The sequence below is a fragment of the Pseudomonas sp. A125 genome, from assembly GCF_055409485.1.
Genome location: NZ_JBUZVP010000011.1, coordinates 61,087 through 80,812, shown reverse-complemented (window position 1 = coordinate 80,812; position 19,726 = coordinate 61,087). Strand labels below are relative to the sequence as shown.

General features: G+C 51.8%; 19 protein-coding genes. 18 read left to right on the top strand and 1 reads right to left on the bottom strand.

Features of this window, described 5'->3' with window-relative positions:
* Positions 1-14 precede the first annotated feature (14 nt).
* From ACZRN6_RS16580 to ACZRN6_RS16560, 5 genes are read left to right on the top strand one after another with little or no spacing between them, the layout of a single operon-like run.
* On the top strand, positions 15-932 hold the full coding sequence (locus ACZRN6_RS16580) for a hypothetical protein (RefSeq protein ID WP_169904153.1): 918 nt from the start codon (positions 15-17) through the stop codon (positions 930-932).
* Positions 922-1,833 carry a hypothetical protein gene (locus ACZRN6_RS16575; RefSeq protein WP_169904154.1) on the top strand — a complete coding sequence of 304 codons (912 nt, stop codon included), beginning with the start codon at positions 922-924 and terminating at the stop codon, positions 1,831-1,833. The genes ACZRN6_RS16580 and ACZRN6_RS16575 overlap by 11 nt, the downstream gene beginning before the upstream one ends.
* A gap of 39 nt (positions 1,834-1,872) precedes the next feature.
* Positions 1,873-2,568 (top strand): SprT family zinc-dependent metalloprotease, encoded by a 696-nt coding sequence (locus ACZRN6_RS16570; protein ID WP_078465854.1) that lies wholly within the window; start codon positions 1,873-1,875, stop codon positions 2,566-2,568.
* A gap of 26 nt (positions 2,569-2,594) precedes the next feature.
* Entirely contained in the window at positions 2,595-3,935 is a 1,341-nt protein-coding gene (locus ACZRN6_RS16565) for a type IV secretion system DNA-binding domain-containing protein (protein WP_011922833.1), read from the top strand.
* Positions 3,936-3,940: 5 nt separating this feature from the next.
* Positions 3,941-4,426 (top strand): hypothetical protein, encoded by a 486-nt coding sequence (locus ACZRN6_RS16560; RefSeq protein ID WP_169904155.1) that lies wholly within the window; start codon positions 3,941-3,943, stop codon positions 4,424-4,426.
* A 52-nt stretch (positions 4,427-4,478) separates the two neighbouring features.
* On the opposite strand, the gene ACZRN6_RS16555 is transcribed toward ACZRN6_RS16560, so the two are convergent.
* Positions 4,479-5,960, bottom strand: a complete 1,482-nt coding sequence (locus tag ACZRN6_RS16555; protein ID WP_169904156.1) for an HD domain-containing protein — start codon at positions 5,958-5,960, stop codon at positions 4,479-4,481.
* Here ACZRN6_RS16555 and ACZRN6_RS16550 point away from each other — a divergent pair.
* The 13 genes from ACZRN6_RS16550 to ACZRN6_RS16490 all read left to right on the top strand — a co-directional run bounded on the left by ACZRN6_RS16550 (position 5,941) and on the right by ACZRN6_RS16490 (position 19,512).
* A complete protein-coding gene (locus ACZRN6_RS16550) occupies positions 5,941-7,008 on the top strand; it encodes a hypothetical protein (RefSeq protein WP_262378123.1) in 1,068 nt (355 codons plus the stop codon). The two genes, ACZRN6_RS16555 and ACZRN6_RS16550, sit on opposite strands and share 20 nt — an antisense overlap.
* A 14-nt stretch (positions 7,009-7,022) precedes the next feature.
* Complete coding sequence (locus ACZRN6_RS16545) at positions 7,023-8,675, top strand: type II secretion system protein GspD (protein ID WP_194940990.1); 1,653 nt, start codon at positions 7,023-7,025, stop codon at positions 8,673-8,675.
* Entirely contained in the window at positions 8,675-9,604 is a 930-nt protein-coding gene (locus tag ACZRN6_RS16540) for a hypothetical protein (RefSeq protein WP_011922838.1), read from the top strand. The genes ACZRN6_RS16545 and ACZRN6_RS16540 overlap by 1 nt, the downstream gene beginning before the upstream one ends.
* 85 nt (positions 9,605-9,689) lie before the next feature.
* A complete protein-coding gene (locus ACZRN6_RS16535) occupies positions 9,690-10,100 on the top strand; it encodes a hypothetical protein (protein ID WP_078465851.1) in 411 nt (136 codons plus the stop codon).
* Between the two features lies 1 nt (position 10,101).
* A complete protein-coding gene (locus ACZRN6_RS16530) occupies positions 10,102-10,782 on the top strand; it encodes a hypothetical protein (RefSeq protein WP_011922840.1) in 681 nt (226 codons plus the stop codon).
* 2 nt (positions 10,783-10,784) lie between these two features.
* Positions 10,785-12,575 carry a GspE/PulE family protein gene (locus ACZRN6_RS16525; protein ID WP_284184500.1) on the top strand — a complete coding sequence of 597 codons (1,791 nt, stop codon included), beginning with the start codon at positions 10,785-10,787 and terminating at the stop codon, positions 12,573-12,575.
* Between the two features lie 275 nt (positions 12,576-12,850).
* A complete protein-coding gene (locus tag ACZRN6_RS16520; protein WP_169904158.1) occupies positions 12,851-13,318 on the top strand; it encodes a prepilin-type N-terminal cleavage/methylation domain-containing protein in 468 nt (155 codons plus the stop codon).
* 15 nt (positions 13,319-13,333) lie between these two features.
* A complete protein-coding gene (locus ACZRN6_RS16515; RefSeq protein WP_169904159.1) occupies positions 13,334-14,503 on the top strand; it encodes a type II secretion system F family protein in 1,170 nt (389 codons plus the stop codon).
* A complete protein-coding gene (locus ACZRN6_RS16510) occupies positions 14,500-15,024 on the top strand; it encodes a type II secretion system protein (RefSeq protein WP_169904160.1) in 525 nt (174 codons plus the stop codon). Before ACZRN6_RS16515 ends, ACZRN6_RS16510 begins: the two co-directional genes overlap by 4 nt.
* The gene (locus tag ACZRN6_RS16505) at positions 15,008-16,018 is read left to right on the top strand and encodes a type II secretion system protein (RefSeq protein ID WP_169904161.1); all 1,011 of its coding nucleotides are present in this window, start codon (positions 15,008-15,010) and stop codon (positions 16,016-16,018) included. The genes ACZRN6_RS16510 and ACZRN6_RS16505 overlap by 17 nt, the downstream gene beginning before the upstream one ends.
* A 226-nt stretch (positions 16,019-16,244) precedes the next feature.
* Entirely contained in the window at positions 16,245-17,255 is a 1,011-nt protein-coding gene (locus ACZRN6_RS16500) for a radical SAM protein (protein ID WP_464008387.1), read from the top strand.
* Positions 17,255-18,397, top strand: coding sequence for a radical SAM/SPASM domain-containing protein (locus ACZRN6_RS16495; protein WP_169904163.1), 1,143 nt, complete (start codon positions 17,255-17,257; stop codon positions 18,395-18,397). Before ACZRN6_RS16500 ends, ACZRN6_RS16495 begins: the two co-directional genes overlap by 1 nt.
* Positions 18,394-19,512 carry a radical SAM protein gene (locus tag ACZRN6_RS16490; RefSeq protein ID WP_169904164.1) on the top strand — a complete coding sequence of 373 codons (1,119 nt, stop codon included), beginning with the start codon at positions 18,394-18,396 and terminating at the stop codon, positions 19,510-19,512. Before ACZRN6_RS16495 ends, ACZRN6_RS16490 begins: the two co-directional genes overlap by 4 nt.
* The last annotated feature ends 214 nt before the right edge of the window (positions 19,513-19,726 follow it).

Genomic DNA, 19,726 nt, shown 5'->3' with positions numbered 1-19,726 from the left:
GAAGCCGCTTGCCAATGTCTAACAGAGAGTTCTTCAAGATCATGTGGACCGAGGATGCCTCTGACCGCAGCATTGATCTCGACCATTTCTCCCTCTCGTTCACTTACATCCGTGACTGGTTCACCGGCAACATTTTCGACTGGATCGTCGATTACTCTCACCTCTTGATTTACCTATCCTTTGCTCTATCGATAACCATGATTTTTCGTCGGACACTGAACGCCAAAAGCGGACTCGGTGCGCTTTTTGTCGTCTTGCTTTTATGGCATCAAGGTGAAAACTACACGCTTGCCCATTTGATTTTTGGACCTTCAGTAAACCCACAGTTCCTCAATCTCGGCCTGGCTGCTGTCTCACTACTCGGGGTCGGCGTTACGGTGGTTGTGAAGCAATGGCGCACGCTTGATCGGATCATGATTTTCAGTGCTCAATGCACCGTGGTAGCGACAACGCTTTTGTTCCACATGCTGCTTGTGCAGACAATTCTGCCAGGCTGGAATTTCAGCATTGCCTGGGGCAATGTTGCGGCAGTAGCGGTGCCCTCTGAGATGGATCGGGTCTGTGGCGAAAGTAGTCTAGTTTGCTGGCAAGGCGATACCTTTGAGCCGTCAGCATTCAATCCCTACATTCGGGATCAAGTCAGGGCGCGCATTGAGATGCTTAAGTCAGAACCGATAGCCGAGCTGGGTACGACTTTTGGCTCCGACAATGATCTTGTATCTAATGGAACGATGGCGGTGCTTGTGTATAAGAAGGGCAGCCATTTCTGGGTGATCGGTGACAGTCGATATGGTGTCCGCGCCCATACCGTTATTTTGAGGTCCTTCTACATCCTTTGTGCAGCAGCACACTCGGTATGGCTTTTCGGGGCGCTTGGGCTTCTGTGGTTCCACAAGCGCCGCTTCGCGAGGAGGAGGTCTTTTGCTGATTGACTTCGAGACAGTCCATCGAACTTACCTCAAGGGTTCAATGGATGAGGCCGGTTGGAGTTTTAACCCTGTAAACCCCGCAAAGCCTAGAACAGGTAGACATCTGAGCACCCACCAGGTTTTCAGTAATGCCGGGCTTGGAGTTGCCCTCTACTTGAGGAACGATTTCGAGGCGGGCCGTGCAATTAAGGTTCACGTTGGGTTGAAGCTTGTGTTCAGTCGGAAGGTTAAGGGCACGTTTCTTTTGCAAGATGATATGCAAAAAATCTCCTTAACTCTCGACATGGGTGGAGTGAGATCACTCTATGCATGGTTAGCCGGCGATACCCCCAATTTCACCTATGAGATTATTCGGCCGGGTGCTCCCAAGAAACAGGTGACCGGCTTTGAGACAGACCTCGAATTCCCACTTAGCATACGTGCCTTCGAAAATGACTCGGATGGTAGTGCTAGGTCTATTTTGGTTGGGCTATCCGACACCGACATTTTCCATCTGCAGCTGCACTGCCTGGGGCTAGCCAAGCTGCTTTATCCATCATTGAGTGATACTGCTCTTCTAGCGCACATGAAGCCTCGCATGAGGACCCCAACCTCATGCACCACGACCACTGGCACACCATCACATGTCAATGTGGTTCCCGAACCAACTGAGCTCCCCGCAGAGCCTCCTTTGGGCTCTATTCCTGCCAATGGTGAGTGTCTCCTAGAGGTCGACATTGAGAAGGCCAAGAAGGCCGTTTTCGCAGTTGGAAAGAATAGATGGCCACGCAAAGACATCGGTACGATCGAGCACATTCAGAATGGTCCAGTCGATGCCATGGATCGTTTTGTGAAAGCCGGCAACGTTGGTGACTTCACTGAGTGGGACAAGATTTACGGCTTGCTTCACCCCTCGACCAGGTGACTTCTCCAAAATGGGGCAGTCCAGTCCCACTATTGGGGTATGAACGAGAATCTGAAATTCCCACTGATTTATCAGCACAACGCTGAGTACGCCCGGGAGATACATGCGGCCAAAGAGGTTAGTCGGCTTTTGCAGAAGGTTGGCTTTCCTGGTGAGGACGTGTGGATCGATCTCCGGTTCGACTACTCATTGAGCGACCACTCCTCATCAAACCTAGACGTCATGCTGATACGGGGGCAGCCCCACGGTATCGTGAAGCTCAACCTGCAGGCCTTATTCTTGATGCAGGACTTCGAGGTGATGATCAGAGAGGTTATCCCCCATGAGTTAGCTCACGTCTTACATGGTGTGAAGTCCAAGGTTGATGGCGTCGAAATTCAGAAACCACATGACGAGGCTTGGAGCGACATCTTCATCGACCTCGTAGGTGGTTTCGATCAGGACATTGAGCCATTGGCCAAGGTTCGGGGTGAGTTTGATGATCGAGCAGTACGGTTGAGCAAGAGCGGCATCCTGGTTGAGTGTGAATGCGGGGATGATGAGTCAATCGATGTGATTGCCGACACCCCAGGTAATTCAGCCAAATTGCGTAACGAAGAGCTGAAGTGCACCACCTGCAAGTTTCCCTACGTCCGGTTTCAGGGCGATTCAATTCCGCAGCGCATCGCCGCTGACCTAAAATTCTTAGAGAAAATCAAATGCATCAAGCTTCAGCACACGCACCTTCAGCGTTAGCACAAGGCGTATCTCGCGGGAGTGGGTTGGACCATTTCGTAGACATCCATATCGGTGTGGACGCGAAGACTGGCGAACCCAAAATATGGTCGTATCCGTCGGTCACCAATTTCAACATCATTTTCCTTGGGGGGTCGGGTGCCGGTAAGACACATACGATCCATCACATGGCAGCAAATGTGTATGTGCGAGGTACGACCCTACACGTTATCGACATTAAGGGTGACTTCGCGCATTCGAACTTTGAGGCTACGGGCTTGGGGCATATGCTCCACCCTGAAGACTTTAATGAGATCAAGTTCAACTACTACCAAGACGGCTGCTCGCTCAATCCGCTGCAGGTCCCGCGGACAGAGGAGGGTGGGGGAGTCGTGCGTACAATTGAGTACGTTAAAGAGCTTGTTAAGGTCTTCAACCCGCAGGCAGGCCCGAAGCAGCTGAACTACCTCATCGAGATTCTAAAGACGGTCTACACGAAGTCAGGAATCGACCACGATGACCCTGAGACTTGGGCGCGGCAATCTCCAACCTTGATCGACGTGCTTGGTGAGATCGATTTGATCTTTAATGCCCTCACTGGGGGAATGGACACCACCACCGTTGCGGACATCTTTAAGGCCTTTGGCCAGGCCAAAAACCAGGCTGAAAAAGACATCCGGAAGATGAAGATCGATGAGGAGCCTAATTCAGCAATTGAGGAGCGAGTTCACGAAATTCGAGCGACCCTTGAGGACACGCTAAAAGGTCATGCTTCAAAGCTTATCAACTTCGATGCCCTCACAAATCGAAATGGCGCCCGTAGCGACTGGGAACATTGGTCAAAGGAAACTCTATACAGTCTCAAAGCAATCATCCAAGGGATGGTTGATAGCAGGCTGTTCACCGGCAATCCGTCTAAGCCGAGGCAGGGAAAAATCAACCGCTATGATCTCACCGCTCTGAGCCCAGCTCACCAGCAAGTGATCATGCGGATTATCGCAAGCCAGGTATTCGCAATGGGGGTAATGGAGACCAAGCGTAACAACGCCTTCAACCCTAAATTTCCAGCTCACATCCTCATTGCGGACGAGGGTAAACACATCAAGGAAATCTCCGTCTCTCCAATAAGTCCGTTTAACCGAATCGGTACGGAAGGTCGAGGCTATGGTGTTGGCGTCTGGTGTGGTGTGCAGCAGCCCGACCAGGTCACCAAAGATCTGCTCAAGAACTTTGCAACGTTTTTCCTGCTCAAGACCCCTGATGCCTCGTACCAAGAAATAACGAAGCTGTTTGGTGTTCGTCCGACCTTGCTGAAATCTCTCCTGCCGCGCGAGAACCTTTTGTTCGGTACCGGAGGTCCATACTCGCTCGTGAACCATTTCCGGTGATTGTGATGATCAAGCGCTATTCCATTTTGGCTATGGCTGTCCTTGCCATGTCGGGTTGTGCTCACGACGAGAAGCCTTTCTTCGCACCCTCTGAATCTGAATTGCAGGATCGGAGCCAACTCTCGGGCGCGGACCAGGCTGTTCTAATGGGTAAATACCAGCACGCTGAGCGGATGCTTGCCCAATACGTTAGCCGCAATAATTCTGGTCAACTCAGAATGAAATACTTCGGCATCAGTGGCGAAAACAGAAAGCATGCAATCGATACCGTAGCCACTCTTCTCTGGGAGACCGGTCGCGACGATTCGTTGAAGCAGTTCGCGAAAGATTACTTATCCGGGTCAGAGTATCAGACGACCCTGTGCCGCATATCAGAGCGACAAGCAAAGTACGAAGAGGCCTATCACTGCTGGAACGAAATGGGGGAGATAGATCGTGCTGAAAGGGTTGTCAGAACTGAGGCAGCCCTTCGGATTTTGAGCACCCCTTAAGATCACTTTCCCCGGGATTGCCCCGGGGAAAAGTTTCCGCATGCAGAATCTTTTAGCTGGTTGCGTCTGCATCCGGCGTTTCGTTGTCGTCTTCATTTTTGTCGAGTGTTGGACGTAGCACTTTGACGTTTCCGTACTTGGTGGTTCCCCATTTAGGCACTGTTGTTGGGAGCAATTCGGAGATTCGATCCTTATTGAGAAGCACGCAGGCCTTCCATGGTTTCACACCAACCCTTACGTCGAACATCGCAGTGGGGCTTTCCATGTCCTTGACCTTCCACATGAGAAGGCCTAGTGAATCGAGTGCATTCTTGATTACGGGAATCGACGGGTGGCTGAAGCTTCGTGAGTCCACGCCCAACTGCATTTGACGAGCAAGAGCGTTGGGTAAAAATTCATCAAGGGACTCAATCAAGCGTGACATGGGCATGATCACATACTCGAAAGCATCCTTCGTCCAGCCTGCATCTTGACCGCCACGGTAAGCATTGATATCTGCCACGTTCAAGAACTTCTCTACTGCCGAAGCAACAAGATCGACCGTATTTGAGGCAGCTTGAGCAGCAGCGATACCTGCCGCTTTCTCAGACTGAATAATCTTTCCGTCGGCATGCCGGATAGCGCTAATGAGCCGCTCTACGCGGTCCCCTGCATTAGTGGGCAGATGGGTCGGGTGGTGGTAGTAACGCAGAGCCATCGTGAGCGTGAAGCGGTCCTCAGGGGCAAGCGAGTTGAACTCGGGCTGTTGCCGGACTAGATAAGCACTGAATGTGTTGTGGTGGGTCGCGTCCTTGCGTTTGACCCATTCACCAGGGCCTTTTTGCTGATACGCGAGGAGCTTGTCGATGTCGTGAGCCAGGCCGGCGACGCGAGCAAGAGGCTCCTCCCAACCTTTGGCACGCATGTAATCAGCAACGGATTTAGAGATTGCTATGGAGTGGTCCCCGAGAGATGCATCAGCATGGTGATGTCCTACGCTCGCCGGAACTTCTGGATGAGCCTTGAGTAACTCAAGAATGGCAACTTGGAGCTTTTCAATCGGCGATTCTGGCGGCCTAGCAGTGGCGACCGGTGCGCGGTCGCATCGCAAATAGTATTGCTCAAAGGGGTCCGTATCCTTAACACCAGGAATGACTGCCCCAGTGCTGGCATCTCGGCTATCCGGGATCATTACCATCATCGTGCAACCAGGAATGTCACAAGGATAAATGCCTGTTACCGCTGGATCTGGTTCCTCCATTTCCTCAGCTTTGGGCTGATCGTTGCGTGGAGCATAGATTTTCGCAAAGCCTATGGTTACGAGGGAGTAAGCCACCGCCGAGAACAATAAGGCGTGGACAATATTCATGCCTACAGCAGCAAGGGTACCCAAGTAGCCACCATCCGAAATCACCTGCGTAACCAAGTGTGGCTTGAACATGTACCAGACGGGCGCAAGCGCGTGTGCCTGGTAGTTGAGTTCCTCGCCGATCTCGACGAGGTAGGCCGCGTATCCACCGATCACCAAAGCCAACATGACGATCAATGGGAACATCGCGGATTTAGTGCTCGATGCTGCTGAAGAGCTCATTTTTGACATACCAAAAGCGGGGACTCAAAAAGGGTGCCGGTTTTTTTCGAAAAGTTCCAACCAAAACCGCGTTTTTGGAGCACTGGCCTTCCACTATTACGGTAACAGTCACCTCCAAAGGATTTTGTTTGTGAAGCATGCCCTGTCCATCCTGGCACTGATGATCGGCTGCCAAGCGGCTTATGCGGCGAATAGCGCGTTCAGCGACAGCGCCCTCGCACGCAACGAAGCCTTGTCCCCGTTCGATCGGTCCTATGAGGCCGGTCGTGCGCAAAACATCAACCAACCCGTCGACTACCAGCAGACTAAGCCCTCACACGGCCTTCAACTCGATCTCTCTGCTGATGATCCAGTGATTTCCGTTCAGGAAACTGAAACGGAGCGTAAGTACCGGCAAACCCTGGCTGACCTTGAAACAAATAAGCAGTCTCTGATGAATGCGCGTAAGGAAACTGAGCGCCAATTGGAGGCTGCTAAAGCTACCGCCGAAGCAACTGCGGCTAAGCGCCGTTCCGATCTGCTTGCGCAGCAGGTAGAGATTCAGCAAGCGCTAGCGCTTAACCGACAAGCTCAGCAACAAGCAGAACGCCTGAAGTATGAGCAAGTCGCAGCAGTGGCCAATATCAAGGCTCATAGCGACCAGCTGCTAATGCTGGCCGAAAACAATGCTGAAGTGATTGAGTCTTCTGCCCATAAGCGGGTGATCCTGGAGCGAATCGATCCCACAGTCGTGATGAACGAAACGGTTACCGCTGAGTACCAGGCAGCAACAATCAAGCAAATCGTAACCGGCATCATGCCGAATGGCTGGCGTGTGAAGACTGACTTCAGCCGTAAGCCAGAACTTGAGGTTCGCACCTATGAATTCGTTTCCACGGATGCTCGGGATGTCGCACTCCGAAGTCTTACGGCCTCGGTTCGCGACGCCAAAGTCCGTTACCAATATTTTTGGGATTTGAAGGATGCCGGTGGCAACCCTTCTCCAATGATCCTCCTCACCGATCGCCCGTAACGTAAGGCCAGCTAATGAAGCTCAAGCATATTGTACTTGCACTGACACTGGCCTCCGGGTTGCTCGGTTGCCAGAGCCAATTCGAATTCTCCCCTGAAACTCAGTACGGTGCCCTGCGGCCCGATGCTAAAGAGAAAATGCAGGCTCTTCGGGGCAATACCTATGTGCGTGAGATTCGCACGGAGGATGCCGCCAGGCGTAAGCCGGTGTTCCTGAGCAAGAAGGGGATTCCCCTGCGCTCCGTCCTGGCTGAAACACTTCCGGGTTATTCAATTATCCCGCGCGGTAAGGTAAATCTGAATGACACTATCGACGTATCCGCTGACGGCATGCAGATGGCGGATTTCATCGAGTACATTGAGGGAACTCGTGATCTCGACATAAAGATCGAAGGTAACCGAATTTTTGTCAGCAATTACTCTACGCGTGAATGGAACTTGGCAGCTTTTGCCTCGACCCGTAACGTAAACAACGTGATTGCGTCTACTCAAACCCGCGGTGCCAAAGCGGGTGACAGTGAAGACAATACCAAGGAAACCGGCACGTCCACTGGCAACATCATTGGTTTCACCCTGTCTGAGGACGAGTGGACCAAAATCATGGAAGGTGCCAGAAAGATCATCGGTGCCGCCTCGGATAAAGGCGGCTCTACGCGCTCAATGGGTACTGCAGATAGTACGAGCGTTGGATCTGGAAGCCGCGGTAGCAACTCCCCCACTGGCCCATCGAACCAACAAAGTTCTGGGTTGAATTTCGACGTTCAACTCCCAGCTATGATTGGCGGCTTGGGTGACTCTGAGGAAGCACCTGCGTACATCGAGGGCATTCGGTCTGTAGGCATCGTTACTGCCGGCGGCAAGCCTTCAAAGATGAAGGTTCTTGATCGATATCTTAAGCGTGCAATCGAAGAGTCCACGAAGGTTGTGAACGTTCAGGTCGAGGCTTATGACGTCCTCCTGACAGATGGCAAGCAAAAGGGGATCGACTGGAATCTGTTGGTCAATTCTACGGTCAGCGGGAACCCCCTCGGCCTGAATTTCTTTAACACGTCTCCTAAGAGCGACGACCCTTTCTGGAACGTTCAAGGAACCTACACCTCCTCCAAGGTAACGGCATCGGCTCTGGTTAAATTCCTCGAGCAATACGGCCGTGTTGAGCTTAAAGATCAACCCAACATCACTGTCCGCAATGGCGTCCCAGCTCAAATCTACGCCGGTGAGGAACTGACCTACATCGTTGATGTTGAACAATCTCAGGATAAGAGCGGAAACGTAACAGTGACCCCTAAGCTTGGCCGACTGAAGGTTGGTGTAACGCTTAGCGTTACTGTCCGTGTTCTTGATAATGACCAGTTGCTTGTTGATGTCTGGCCTGTGATTTCCAACCTGAATGACCCGGACACAATCAACATCGGTGATTATTCGTTCAATACTCCGAGAGTGAATCTTAAAGAGTTCAGCACCCAGTTGATTACTTCCTCGGGCCAGTCAGTGCACCTTGGTGGTTTGATCACAAAGCGTATGAACGAAGCCATGCGCCAGTTGCCATGGCAGAACCTGGTGACCAAAGCGATTCTTAATCCGCTCACTCAAGGCATTAACAACTCTCTGGAGCGGCGTGAACTGGTTCTGGTCGTAACCCCAACATTGGTGCAAGGGGCGTTGTAATGGCAGAACTTCAGCTTGGGATACCGATCAAGATAGGTGGTGAAGAAGTCATCATCTTCCGTGACGCTATCGGTACCGATGCTTTGGCAACTGGCCGTGATGCTGAAGTATTCACGGTCATTGAGCATGCCGGCCCGGATGGTCGTCCACCAATCTATATTGATGAGAATGAGCTCGGCACGTTAAGGGAGGATTTTCCCGGCACAAACGTGTATGGCCTCTGGCAGCTCTTATTTGCAAACAACCTTGTGCCCTTGGGGCACGAGGTTGTTGTATTCCCTACCAGCGAAGCAGGTGGCGTATACCTGCAAATGCAGAATGGGACTGACTATGACAGTCCTGCAAATATCAAGCGATCCTCTGAGTATATCGACAACTACTCTGCGGACTTATATGGCTATGATCTGCTCGCAGCGCCAAGAATCCGCGTTGACATCACCGACCTGATCCTTCCATCGACGCCAGCGTTTACACGAGTTGAGCTCTTTTCCAAAAAGCAACACGAACGTACAAAGCGTTGGTATCTCGCTCTAGCGATTTGCATCGTTGCTGCTGTCGCCGCCGTTGGCTACAACTACACAATGTATGCGGTTTTCACGATGAATATGGCCGAATACACAACCAAAAAGAAGTTAAGCAGCGACTTGGATACGCGCGTCGCGGGCCTGTTGAAAGAACGGCTTCAGACCATACCAAATGATGGCGTCGTTATTTCGAGAATAGATCAGGTTCTTGCCTTCGATCCCAAGATATCTACGCCTACTGCTGCCGGGCACACAAATGGTTTTACAGCTGGGCATGTTTTTATGACGCGGCCTGATTTTGCAGTGGATCTTTCGGGAAAGATTCCAGGTGTTACATCAAAGTTGATGCCCCAAATGTCCTATCTCTTGACTGTATCTCCTGATGCACTGGAGGTAGCGTATTAATATTCAATCCTTCCGGAAAAGATTTGGGGCCAAGGGCAAAAACACCCGTGGTGAGCCTCTCTTCACCGGCGCCATGTACTTGGCGATGATTTCTGTAGTTTTCATCAGTCTCAAAGTGACGATGTCGCTGAGTGAAGACCGAAAGCTACCTAATGACTACAAGCAGATAGATCGTGTCAATAACGGGTTACAGAACGAAATTGATGCCATTAATAAGCTTCCGGTACTGCCGAAGCTTGAAAGCTCATGGAAAATGGCCAGTGCTACCGCTGCGATCCACAGAGTTTCTTTCAAAGCTCTGGATGATCAAGCCAAAAGTGAACAAGCCAATACTTATTCTGGGCCTCTCCGAAACTGGACGGCTCAAGTAAGCGGCTCGCCGCGGGCTGTACTTGGAGCCGTGAAAAAAATCCAATCTGAGGTTCCGACGTTCTTGTATGACTACACGATCTCAGGCGGAATCATGAAGTTAAACATCACTGTTGTAGGGACCTGAGATGAAATTCTTTCCTAACTTATTGGTAATGGCAGTGACTGCTGTTGTTGCATGTCCGATCTTCGCAGATGATGCTGACCAGGTACTTGACCGTCAGAAGACCCTCAGTGCAATGGAATACAAGCGCGACCTCTTGAAGATCCAAGCCGACATGGCTGAAACCTATAAGAAGATGTCCGATGCCAGTTTCATTGTTGATAATGAAGGTAATCCACTTGGGGTGGAAAGCATCCAGAAACTGGGCGTAGAGGTGCGCAAGCAGGGCCGAGTTTCCGAGGTCAACCCGTTCCAGAGTTCTGGCTCACCAATCGTCCCCAATGCGATGCCCTTCATGCTCGATCAGCCGACCATGAGCGGGGCCGTACCCAGCACGCCGAATTCCGCTTTTGGCAATCAGCAGCGTCTACAACAGGCACCCTTGCCGAATCAAGAGCGTCCAGAACCACAAAAGCAGCCGGCATCTGATGACGACGATAAGAAGATCCTTTCTCTCCAAGAAGTTCGCGGCGACTCAATCATTCTCAGAACCAATGACGGCGACCGGATCCTCCGTGTTGGTGAGAAGGTCTATGACCTCACTCTGACTCGCTTCTCAGTTGATAAAGCATATTTGAAGGGGCCTAAGGGAACCCAGGTAGTTTCAATTGACTGGACATCTTCCAAGCGCTATGCGGACGACTGACTATGAGCTCTGAAAACATACGATCTATTGAGCTTCAACAGAAGAAAATTCTCAATCTTCTAGTTTCCGAGGGGAAGATCACCAATTCACAGGCTCAGTCGTTACCGCCGTCTGAGTCCGTTGAGTCGATCATCCCAGACATTGCTCGGATGACGAATAACGAGGACGCATTAGTTGCTGCTGTAGCAACAGCATTGAGTCGTCCTGCATTTGTCGAGGTTGAAGAGGGGCGGAAAGCTGTCCTACCGGGCCCCTCTGAAAACTACTGCGTTTACGATGGCATTGTGTTTCTGACCAATCCTCTGGATCAGCGGTCCATTTCACGAGCTTTGGCTTGGGCCCGTCAGAAAAAGAACGAAGGGGAGCTGAAGACCGATAGCGAGCTTCGTGTTGGCGTCATTGGTGCAGCCAAACTAGACGGGTTACGCAACACCGTTATCGATGATGAAGTCATCACCGCAGATGGTGAACAAGCTAAACAGCTTGCTGCCAAGCGTATTGACGACATGATTCGTGAAGCTGCATCGAAGGACGCTACCGATATCCATCTGCAGCCCACGCAGGGTGATCGGGTTCAGGTGCGCTATCGCATCGATGGTGATCTTCGAACCCAAAGAACCTATTTAAACACCCTTCATGACTCTATCTGCCGGGTGGCGATTGAAACTCGAAGCAACCTGATTCTTGAAACAGGTACTCCCCAGGACGGCAAATTCAGCTTCGATTTGACGGGCAATAAAAAAATCAACCTACGGTTGAGCTCTTTGCCCGTCCAGCGCGGCTCTGATAAAGCGCTGAAGCTAGTGTTGCGTCTTCTCGGAAACAACACCCAGCTTTCTAGCCTTCCGCAGCTTGGCCTTTCGAAGCGCAACGAGGACATCTTGCGACGGCTAGGTAACCAGCCTAACGGTCTCATAGCTATGACCGGGCCGACTGGTTCTGGAAAAACAACCACGCTCAGCGCTGTGCTCGTTGATGCATATCGCAATAACCCTGATCGTAACTACCACACCATCGAAGAGCCGGTTGAAATTCAGCATGAGGGGATGTCGCATACTGAGTGCGGGAAACATCTGACTTTTGCTGACGCGCTTCGGGCCCTTTTGCGGCAAGACCCTGACGTTATTTACGTTGGTGAGATGCGTGATGAGGAGACGGCTGATCTGGGATTCAAGGCATCTCAAACTGGTCACTTGGTGCTAACTACCCTGCACACTAACAACGCCCACGAGTCGATCGGTCGACTTGAGCGAATGAACATCCCGCTGGACATAATCGCTTCCAACACCTCTGCGTTTGCAGCCCAACGGCTAGTACGCCGACTTTGCAGCGGTTGCAAGGTTGAGTACAGATTAAAAGATTCTGCGGCCCAGGCTTCGCTCTATGGTCTGAACCAGATATTCAATGGGGACACCGATGTCTGCCTCTATCGCGCCAACCCCAAGGGTTGTGAGAAGTGCGGGCATGAATCGGGTGGCATGAAAGGCAGGGCTGGCATCTTGGAAATCCTTGAGTTCACGCCTGATATCCAGGAAGCAATCCTGGCTGGCGTGCCGCCTAACACCATGCGCAGGAACGCAATTGCGGACGGCTCCTTCCTCGATCTCTGGGACGATGGTTTGCGTCTGGTCAAGGCCGGCATCACCAGCTTCGAAGAGCTCGAAAAGCATCTGCGTCCTTATTTGACTGACCGCCTAAGTGCAGGCCGGGCAAGTCAGCATGGGGCCAAGGGCTTGTCACATCCGGCCGGGCAACAAACACCTTCGCATCTTCGAATTCAGCCACAGCTCTGACCTTTACTGAGTGGCGACACCTATGGAATTTGGGAAGGGTGTTTTGGATAGCGTGTCCCCACAACATCCAAGACAATCTTGCAGTGCAGATATCTCCCGGAAAACAGGGCGATGGATGGCATTCGGATGGGGGATTTCGATTCACCCCTGTCCTGCATGAGGTCTTTAGCTCTGTCATGGACGGCCGCCTCGGCGGTACCAGTAGCACCTAGCAGCAGATTCAGCTCACATCATCTGCGTTTACAAACAGTCATGAAAACCGAGGCAACTCCGAGATGAAACACCAACACCGAGTTTCAAACCAAGCGCTGAAAGTTCAGAAGGGCTTCACCCTTCTGGAAATCGTAATCGCAATCGCCATCCTGGCCATGCTGGCTGCGTACATTCTGCCTGGCTTGCTCCAGAACAAGGAAGACGCCAAGTACAGCACCGCGCTGACACAGCTCGAGAAAGACTTCCCGTCCGCCATTACGCGTCAGGTATCCCGTACCAATACCTGCTCCAGCACCTCGATCACCAAACAGCTGCTGCTCGCGCGTGGCCTGCCGACCACCACCGTATGGAACACTGACTGGAGTGTCGCTGGTGTGACCTCGAACACCGTCACCATCAACTACACCATCGATTCAACGGATGCCAAAACCGCTTCTGATATGGCAACCGCCCTTTCCTCGAATAACAACGTGCAGTCGGCAACTGCCTCTGGTAACACCCGGATCGCTGTCACTTACCGCTGCAACTGATCGGGAAATGAGATAATGGCTTACTGGCAGATTCGCTACATCGGAGAGTCCGGCTCCATCGAAACTTCTTCGTCAATCAAAGCAGAGAGTCGCGAGCAAGCCATTACTCTCTCCGGTCGCCCCCCGGCCTTCATCCAGCAAGTAAAGATTGATCACCTGGGTGCTGTAAAGGCTACGTTTGAGAAACGATTCCAACTTGTTGAACAGGTTCTGATTCTCTCTGCAATTGGTTCAAAGCTGGCGAGCGGTAAAACAATCGGCAAGGCAATCAAGGAGTCGGTCGATCATGAGCGTCTTGGCATTACCTACGCCGAGCTAGATCAGTGCGAAACCCCCAAAGAATATTTTACCAAGCTGCGGTTTGATGAAACCGCAATCTTGGTTGCGGACGCCGGCGAGAAGGCAGGAAAGCTATCCGAATCGCTCTTCAGAGCTTCAAAAGCTATTCAGGAGCGGATTAACGCCAAGAAAGAATTCGGTAAGGCCATGCAGCAAGGCCTCCTCTATACGGTCCTGGGATGCTTGTTCATGATTGGTATCCCGCTATGGGCTGGCGGCACAATGCACGACTTCATTGAGGTTCAACGCATTCCGCTTAAACTCAACAGCATGAGTAAAATGATCATGTTTCTGTACATGGTCTACACCCAGTATTTTGTCTTCTTGATTGCTGCAGTCGCCGCTACCTATGTATTCCGGGAGAAAATCTGGGACAACATTCGTACGCTGCCGATCTTTTCATTCATCAACGACCGGATGAAGATCTCCCGAGGACTCGATTTTGTAACCTCTTACCAGCTGTTACTGGGTAGCGGTTTCAACAACCTTCAGAGCTTTCGGTTTCTCGCAGTGCGATCGAAGGGGCTTAGCCATCGCCTTTACCTAGAGGCGGCTGACCGGTTGACTGAAGGCCGTCAGCTCTCTGATGTGTTTGACAGTCCGGAATGGCCCACGATTGTCCATCAAAACTTGCAGGGATTCGAGGAACAGGGCCCCAGCGGCCGGGATATGATCCTCTCGAATCTCAACGAAGCCTTGCGTGCCTATTACCTCGAGTATTCCTCACGTGTCAGTAGAGCGGCTTCGATGCTCGGTTTTGCAATGATGATTCTCACCATCATGATGTTCGCAATCGGGTTCTACATGCCGATTGTAAACCTCAACTCAGCGTTGAAACAGATGTGAGATCTCGCGATGCCCAAGCGGGCTTCACTCTTTTGGAGATCATTTTCGTGCTGGCTATCATGGCAATCCTCAGCACTGCGATCTTGCCCCCAGTACTTGAGCGGATCACCGAGGCAAAGGTAGAGGGGTCTATCGGGCAAGCTCAAATGATTTTGCAGATTTGCGAGATCGCTAGAACGAAAGTTCTGGCTACATCTGTAGATGCCCGGGGCCGATACACCCATACCTATGGCTCTCTAGATAACTGGGCATCGACCACGGTGCTTCAGTCGAAGCTGACCACCAACTACGACCTGGCTACAAAAAATGCCCTTGGTTCCCAGATCCTGGTGAAGTTCGACGCGGCCAGGTGCTACGTGGCAGTTGACCTACCGTTCCTACAGAGCGACTACGGTGGCTATTCAACCGAAACTGTAGGTGGGAAGACTCGGGTGATAGTCACCACGCGAATCAAGAATTCCTCATACCCATCTTGGGTTGTCAATCAGAAACGGATTTTGCACGATGAAGAAACACGCTGATCGCAGTAGAATCAAAGCTCAGGCGGGCTTCACACTCATCGAGCTGTCAGTAGTTTTGTCAATTCTCGCGCTTATGGCTGTGTTTACGGTTCCTAAGCTTATGGAGTCGATCAACGAGAGGCGCGTCAGCTTGACTATTCAAGAGACGCAAACTTTCTTGGATGCTGTGCGCACATATCGAATGAAGAATGGGGTCTGGCCGGCCAGTCCAAGCTGCACAGACGCCCAGATCGTGCTTCAAGGTACGGCCCCACCGATGCTCGCGGGAGTTGCCAACAAGAACAAATTCAACTCAGCCATTAACACCTCTTGCACCGTTTACACCTTCAGCATTTCTCAAAACATTATTGCGGACTGGGATGGGGATGTTGCGAACGGTTTGCCTGCGACCACTATCACAAATACGTCAAGCCATACTGTTAGGACAACTATTGGTGTCCCAGGTACAGAGCCGGCCCTTGATTCGAAATTGAGTCGCATCGCAACTGGTGATCCCGAAGACAACAGAATGAAAACTGCTCTCCTGATGGGGCAGCAAACCATTGCAGAAGGTGGTGATATTCAGCTTTCCAAGGTCAACCCTAAGGTTACCGCTTTGAATGGGGAGCTAGAGCTTGCATCCGGCTCGGGAAGCGTAAGCATCGCGACTAACAATATTCTGACAGTTGACAATATTAAGATTAGGTCGAGGAATAACGCTCTCCTTTCGGATCTGCTACCGAACTATGTTCAGAAAGGCACATACCTTGTCAGACATGGCTGGGGCGTTATAAAGCCGACTTGCTCGAATGGAGGTCTCCCTAGGGCTTCGTTACGGCCTGGCATGATGTCTGGTGGTTACGACCCTGGTGTCACTGGTAGCGGTATTTTCGGGTTCGTGTACCGGCTTATCGACAACGGAAGCATGTGGGTTGTCCAGACGGATATCTGGGGGACCGCGGAAGAGCGGAACAAGCTGGACTCGCTCGTAGACGTGTACTGCTATTACCCCTAAGCCTCACAAGAGGCGTTCGCCACTATAGGTTAACTGATAAGTGCCGTACTCAGTCATCATCGCCAAGCCCACAAAGGACTGCAATGCAGATTGCACTTACTGTTCTGCGCCTCCCGACGGCAATGCAGGGTGGACCTTCGACGATTTCCGGAAGATGTTCGATCGGCTTGTTGATTCCTTCACCCCTAACGTGCAGTGGATCTGGCACGGCGGGGAGCCGATGCTCATGAAGCCTGAGTTCTACATCAAGTGTGCTGAATACGCTCGGGCGCGCCACCCTGGTGTGAAGTTTGCTATTCAGACCAACCTTCTGGCCTACAAGTCCTCGCGCTGGAAAGATGTCTTTGAAGACGTCTTTGAAGGTCGTATCTCAACCAGTTATGACCCTTATAAGCGCTACCGCACTGTTAAGGGGTCGGCTGACACATACGACAGATTGTTCTGGCGCGCTATGGATGCGGCGATTGGCGATGGGTTTCGTCCACTTGTCATCGGTGTGTATGACGAAGGTGCTGCCCCGGCTGCAATGGAGATGTATGACCGAGCTAAGGCCTATGGTGTATACGGCTTCGACATTCGATTCAACTACGCGTATCCGGCCGGTCGGGTCAGAGATTCTGGCATGCTGATAAAACCAAACACGTATGGTCAGATGCTGGTAGATCTGTACGATCGCTGGGTCAAGGATCTGCCTATTTTCAACATCACGCCTCTGGATCAGATGCTCCAGAAGGTTGCTGGTTACCGAAGCACTCTGTGCCCTTGGACGAAGTCTTGCGGCGGTAAGTTTTTAACCATCGATCCAGACGGTTCAGTATTCAATTGCAGTGAGTTCAGTGACCTTGGTGATGAGCGCTACCGATTTGGCAATATTCTGACGGGTGAGGTCCAAGGTTCCACTCCTGTAGAGGTAAAATTCTACCCGCCGGCCGAGATCGTTTCTGCCTTAGCTGCGTCGCCTGCGTCCAAAGAGATTATGCGGCGTCAAATAAAGTTTCCGGTCGACTGCCGGTCTTGTGATCATTTCATCGAATGTGAAGGTGGTTGCGCCCGAGATTCGGTTTTGTTTGAGCGCGGCATGGGTGGCAAGTTTGGATACTGTGAGAGCTGGAAAATGGTTTTCACCAGGCTCAAGGAATCAGTGGCAAGCGGCGAGGCTGATAAGCTGCTTTTGAAGCTTGGCATCACCCCTGCGGATGCTCACTCGCGCATTTCAGACCTGAGCAAGGTGTCCTGATGCTCCAGGTCTACTTGAAGCCAACAAATTACTGCAATGTTGGGTGTGATTTCTGTTACCTGCCTGATGAAGTCAGGTCCAATAAGAAACGAATGACAACGGAGACGTTGGAGCACTCGCTGCAGCTGATCCGGGATCTTGCTGCACGAGAGGGGCACGACCGTGTATCGATCCTCTACCATGGTGGCGAGCCTCTTACTCTGGCCTCAGAAGTATTGTTCGAATTCTCTGATGCCGTGCGTCAGGGGCTTGTTGGGCTTGAAGTACAAGAATCTATCCAAACCTCATTGATCCCTCTGCGCCCGGGCCACATTGCTTTTTTGCGTGAGCGTTGCGGCGCCTTCATTGGCTCCTCCATCGACTTTTCTGGCCGAACTATCAATGGTTCTAGCAGCCGGTACGTAGACCTTTGGATGGATAAGGTTCAGTTGGCCCGGGACAATGGCCTCGAGGTTGGACCTGTCATGGTGCCGACCCGCGGCGAGCTAGGCAGGGCGCCCGAGATCTACGCATGGTTCAAGAGCAATGGTTTCAAACATTTCAACATCGAACGCTACAACAGCCAAGGCGGTGATGAGAATCGCCCTGATAACCGTGAGCACGCAACATTTCTCCGTGATTTATTCGACATCTCGATGGCTGACCTACGTCAGTTCGGCTCGTGCGTTACCAACAATGCTGTGGGTGCCTCGATAGCCGGTGTATTGAACGGGCAGCCAGGAGAGCGTTGGGGCGGGACTTGCCAGCGTGACTTTCTTGTAATAAATCCGGACGGCTCTCTCAACTCATGTCCTGACAGGATGGAGTATGAAGTCGACGCCTGGCCTAAGGCCTCTGATGGTATCGATGCATTTCAGTCTAGCCCTGCGCGCAAGGGTTGGATCAGAGTCCAGCATATCGAGCACGTCGAAAACCACTGCCGAAAATGCGAGTTCCGGAGCTGGTGCAAGTCCGGCTGCCCGATCACTGCGCATCAGGTGCATTCAGGACTGGGTGAGTGCGCTGGATATCGATCGCACTTAAACCATGTCCAGGATTTTCTGAGCTCGGCGGATGGAGTCCGGCTGGCTTCTTCATATCTAGCGGCAGCTGGAATATACGGGTACGACCCCTACACCTACGGCATAGAGCGTATTCAGTGAGCATCGGCGCACCTGATTTCGATCACATGGTTTACGTGCGACTGATCGAGGCCTGCAACCTACATTGCGAGCACTGCTTTATCCCAAACAATCCAAAGCGGATGAGTTGGGCGCAGATTGAAGCAATTCCGGCTAAGGTCAAAACCTTCGCTGTTCCAGGTAGCACCATCCTGTTTCAAATGCATGGCGGGGAGCCAACTCTCGTAGGTGTCGAGTTGATGCGTAAAGTTGTTGTATACCTGCGATCGAATCTTGAGGGATTCAAGGTCGTGTTCTCACTGCAAACAAATCTGATGAACTTCGACCTCAGGTGGGCCGACCTCTACAGAGATTTTTTTGACGGCGTTGTAGGCGTTTCTTGGGATCCGGTTATTCGTCGTACCAAGGCCAGCAAGCCTGGGTCCAATGTAGATTTCGAGGAGCGGTTCTGGCGAAATATGGAATCCCTGCAGAGCGCTGGGCTTGAGCCGTACATGGTGATTACAACCACCAAGATCCTGATGCAACGGTTCAGAAACCCCTCAGACCTAATCGACTACCTTCGCTCGAAAGGAATCCGTCACGTTCACTTTGAGAGGCTGACTAGGACCGGATATGCAATCACCAATTGGGATCGTATCGGTGTGACCAACCGCCAATACAGTCTTTGGATCGCCCGGTTCGCTATGGCTTATTCTCGGTATATCGCGACTCCTCGAGATCACTACCAGGATATTCACATATCCCCACTAGACGGCTTGACTGAAAGCGTCCGGAGGCTTCGCAGTGGGCAGCGTGGAGGCTATGGATGCTTGTCTGGCGCTTGTGATACCCGGTTCCACACCTTTGACGATGGCGGCTACTACAAAGCTTGTACTGCACTCACATCCGAATCAAATAACCGTAACGCCATAGGCAGATCTGATGCCCAGCCGACTCGACTAGTTGAGATGCGCGAGGATCGCCAGATTGACTGTTATAGCTGTCAATTCAAGCCAATCTGCAGTTCAGGCTGCATGGCGACACCAAAAACGGATGAGAGCGGAGAGTGTGCCGGTGGGTTTACCGCGTTCAAGCTCATCAACGAGCAAATGGCTTTGGCTGAGCAGCCATCGCTGATTGCAGTCGCGGGATAGAACCCCTTGGGATCTTGAATAATTCGGTAGTGTCGTTTTGGCTTCGTGATTGGGAAACCTGAATGTACTATCCCGATGTACTCCCACGTCCACCATTAGCTTGGTGAGCTGGGCGAGACTTCTGGTCGGGAATGGTCAGGACCTCTGAAGTATTGCTACATCCAAGTCCGGTTCCATCGGCAATGGGTGAGTAGTCGGTGCCGTATGGGCCGCG

Excerpts from the sequence above, each read along its gene's own strand:
- ACZRN6_RS16525 (WP_284184500.1), top strand. The coding sequence starts at position 10,785 with ATGAGCTCTGAAAACATACGATCTATTGAGCTTCAACAGAAGAAAATT.
- ACZRN6_RS16540 (WP_011922838.1), top strand. The coding sequence starts at position 8,675 with ATGGCAGAACTTCAGCTTGGGATACCGATCAAGATAGGTGGTGAAGAA.
- ACZRN6_RS16530 (WP_011922840.1), top strand. The coding sequence starts at position 10,102 with ATGAAATTCTTTCCTAACTTATTGGTAATGGCAGTGACTGCTGTTGTT.
- ACZRN6_RS16520 (WP_169904158.1), top strand. The coding sequence starts at position 12,851 with ATGAAACACCAACACCGAGTTTCAAACCAAGCGCTGAAAGTTCAGAAG.
- ACZRN6_RS16535 (WP_078465851.1), top strand. The coding sequence starts at position 9,690 with ATGATTTCTGTAGTTTTCATCAGTCTCAAAGTGACGATGTCGCTGAGT.
- ACZRN6_RS16495 (WP_169904163.1), top strand. The coding sequence starts at position 17,255 with ATGCTCCAGGTCTACTTGAAGCCAACAAATTACTGCAATGTTGGGTGT.
- ACZRN6_RS16545 (WP_194940990.1), top strand. The coding sequence starts at position 7,023 with ATGAAGCTCAAGCATATTGTACTTGCACTGACACTGGCCTCCGGGTTG.
- ACZRN6_RS16550 (WP_262378123.1), top strand. The coding sequence starts at position 5,941 with ATGACGATCAATGGGAACATCGCGGATTTAGTGCTCGATGCTGCTGAA.
- ACZRN6_RS16580 (WP_169904153.1), top strand. The coding sequence starts at position 15 with ATGTCTAACAGAGAGTTCTTCAAGATCATGTGGACCGAGGATGCCTCT.
- ACZRN6_RS16505 (WP_169904161.1), top strand. The coding sequence starts at position 15,008 with ATGAAGAAACACGCTGATCGCAGTAGAATCAAAGCTCAGGCGGGCTTC.
- ACZRN6_RS16515 (WP_169904159.1), top strand. The coding sequence starts at position 13,334 with ATGGCTTACTGGCAGATTCGCTACATCGGAGAGTCCGGCTCCATCGAA.
- ACZRN6_RS16555 (WP_169904156.1), bottom strand. The coding sequence starts at position 5,960 with ATGTTCCCATTGATCGTCATGTTGGCTTTGGTGATCGGTGGATACGCG.
- ACZRN6_RS16500 (WP_464008387.1), top strand. The coding sequence starts at position 16,245 with ATGAAGCCTGAGTTCTACATCAAGTGTGCTGAATACGCTCGGGCGCGC.
- ACZRN6_RS16560 (WP_169904155.1), top strand. The coding sequence starts at position 3,941 with ATGATCAAGCGCTATTCCATTTTGGCTATGGCTGTCCTTGCCATGTCG.
- ACZRN6_RS16570 (WP_078465854.1), top strand. The coding sequence starts at position 1,873 with ATGAACGAGAATCTGAAATTCCCACTGATTTATCAGCACAACGCTGAG.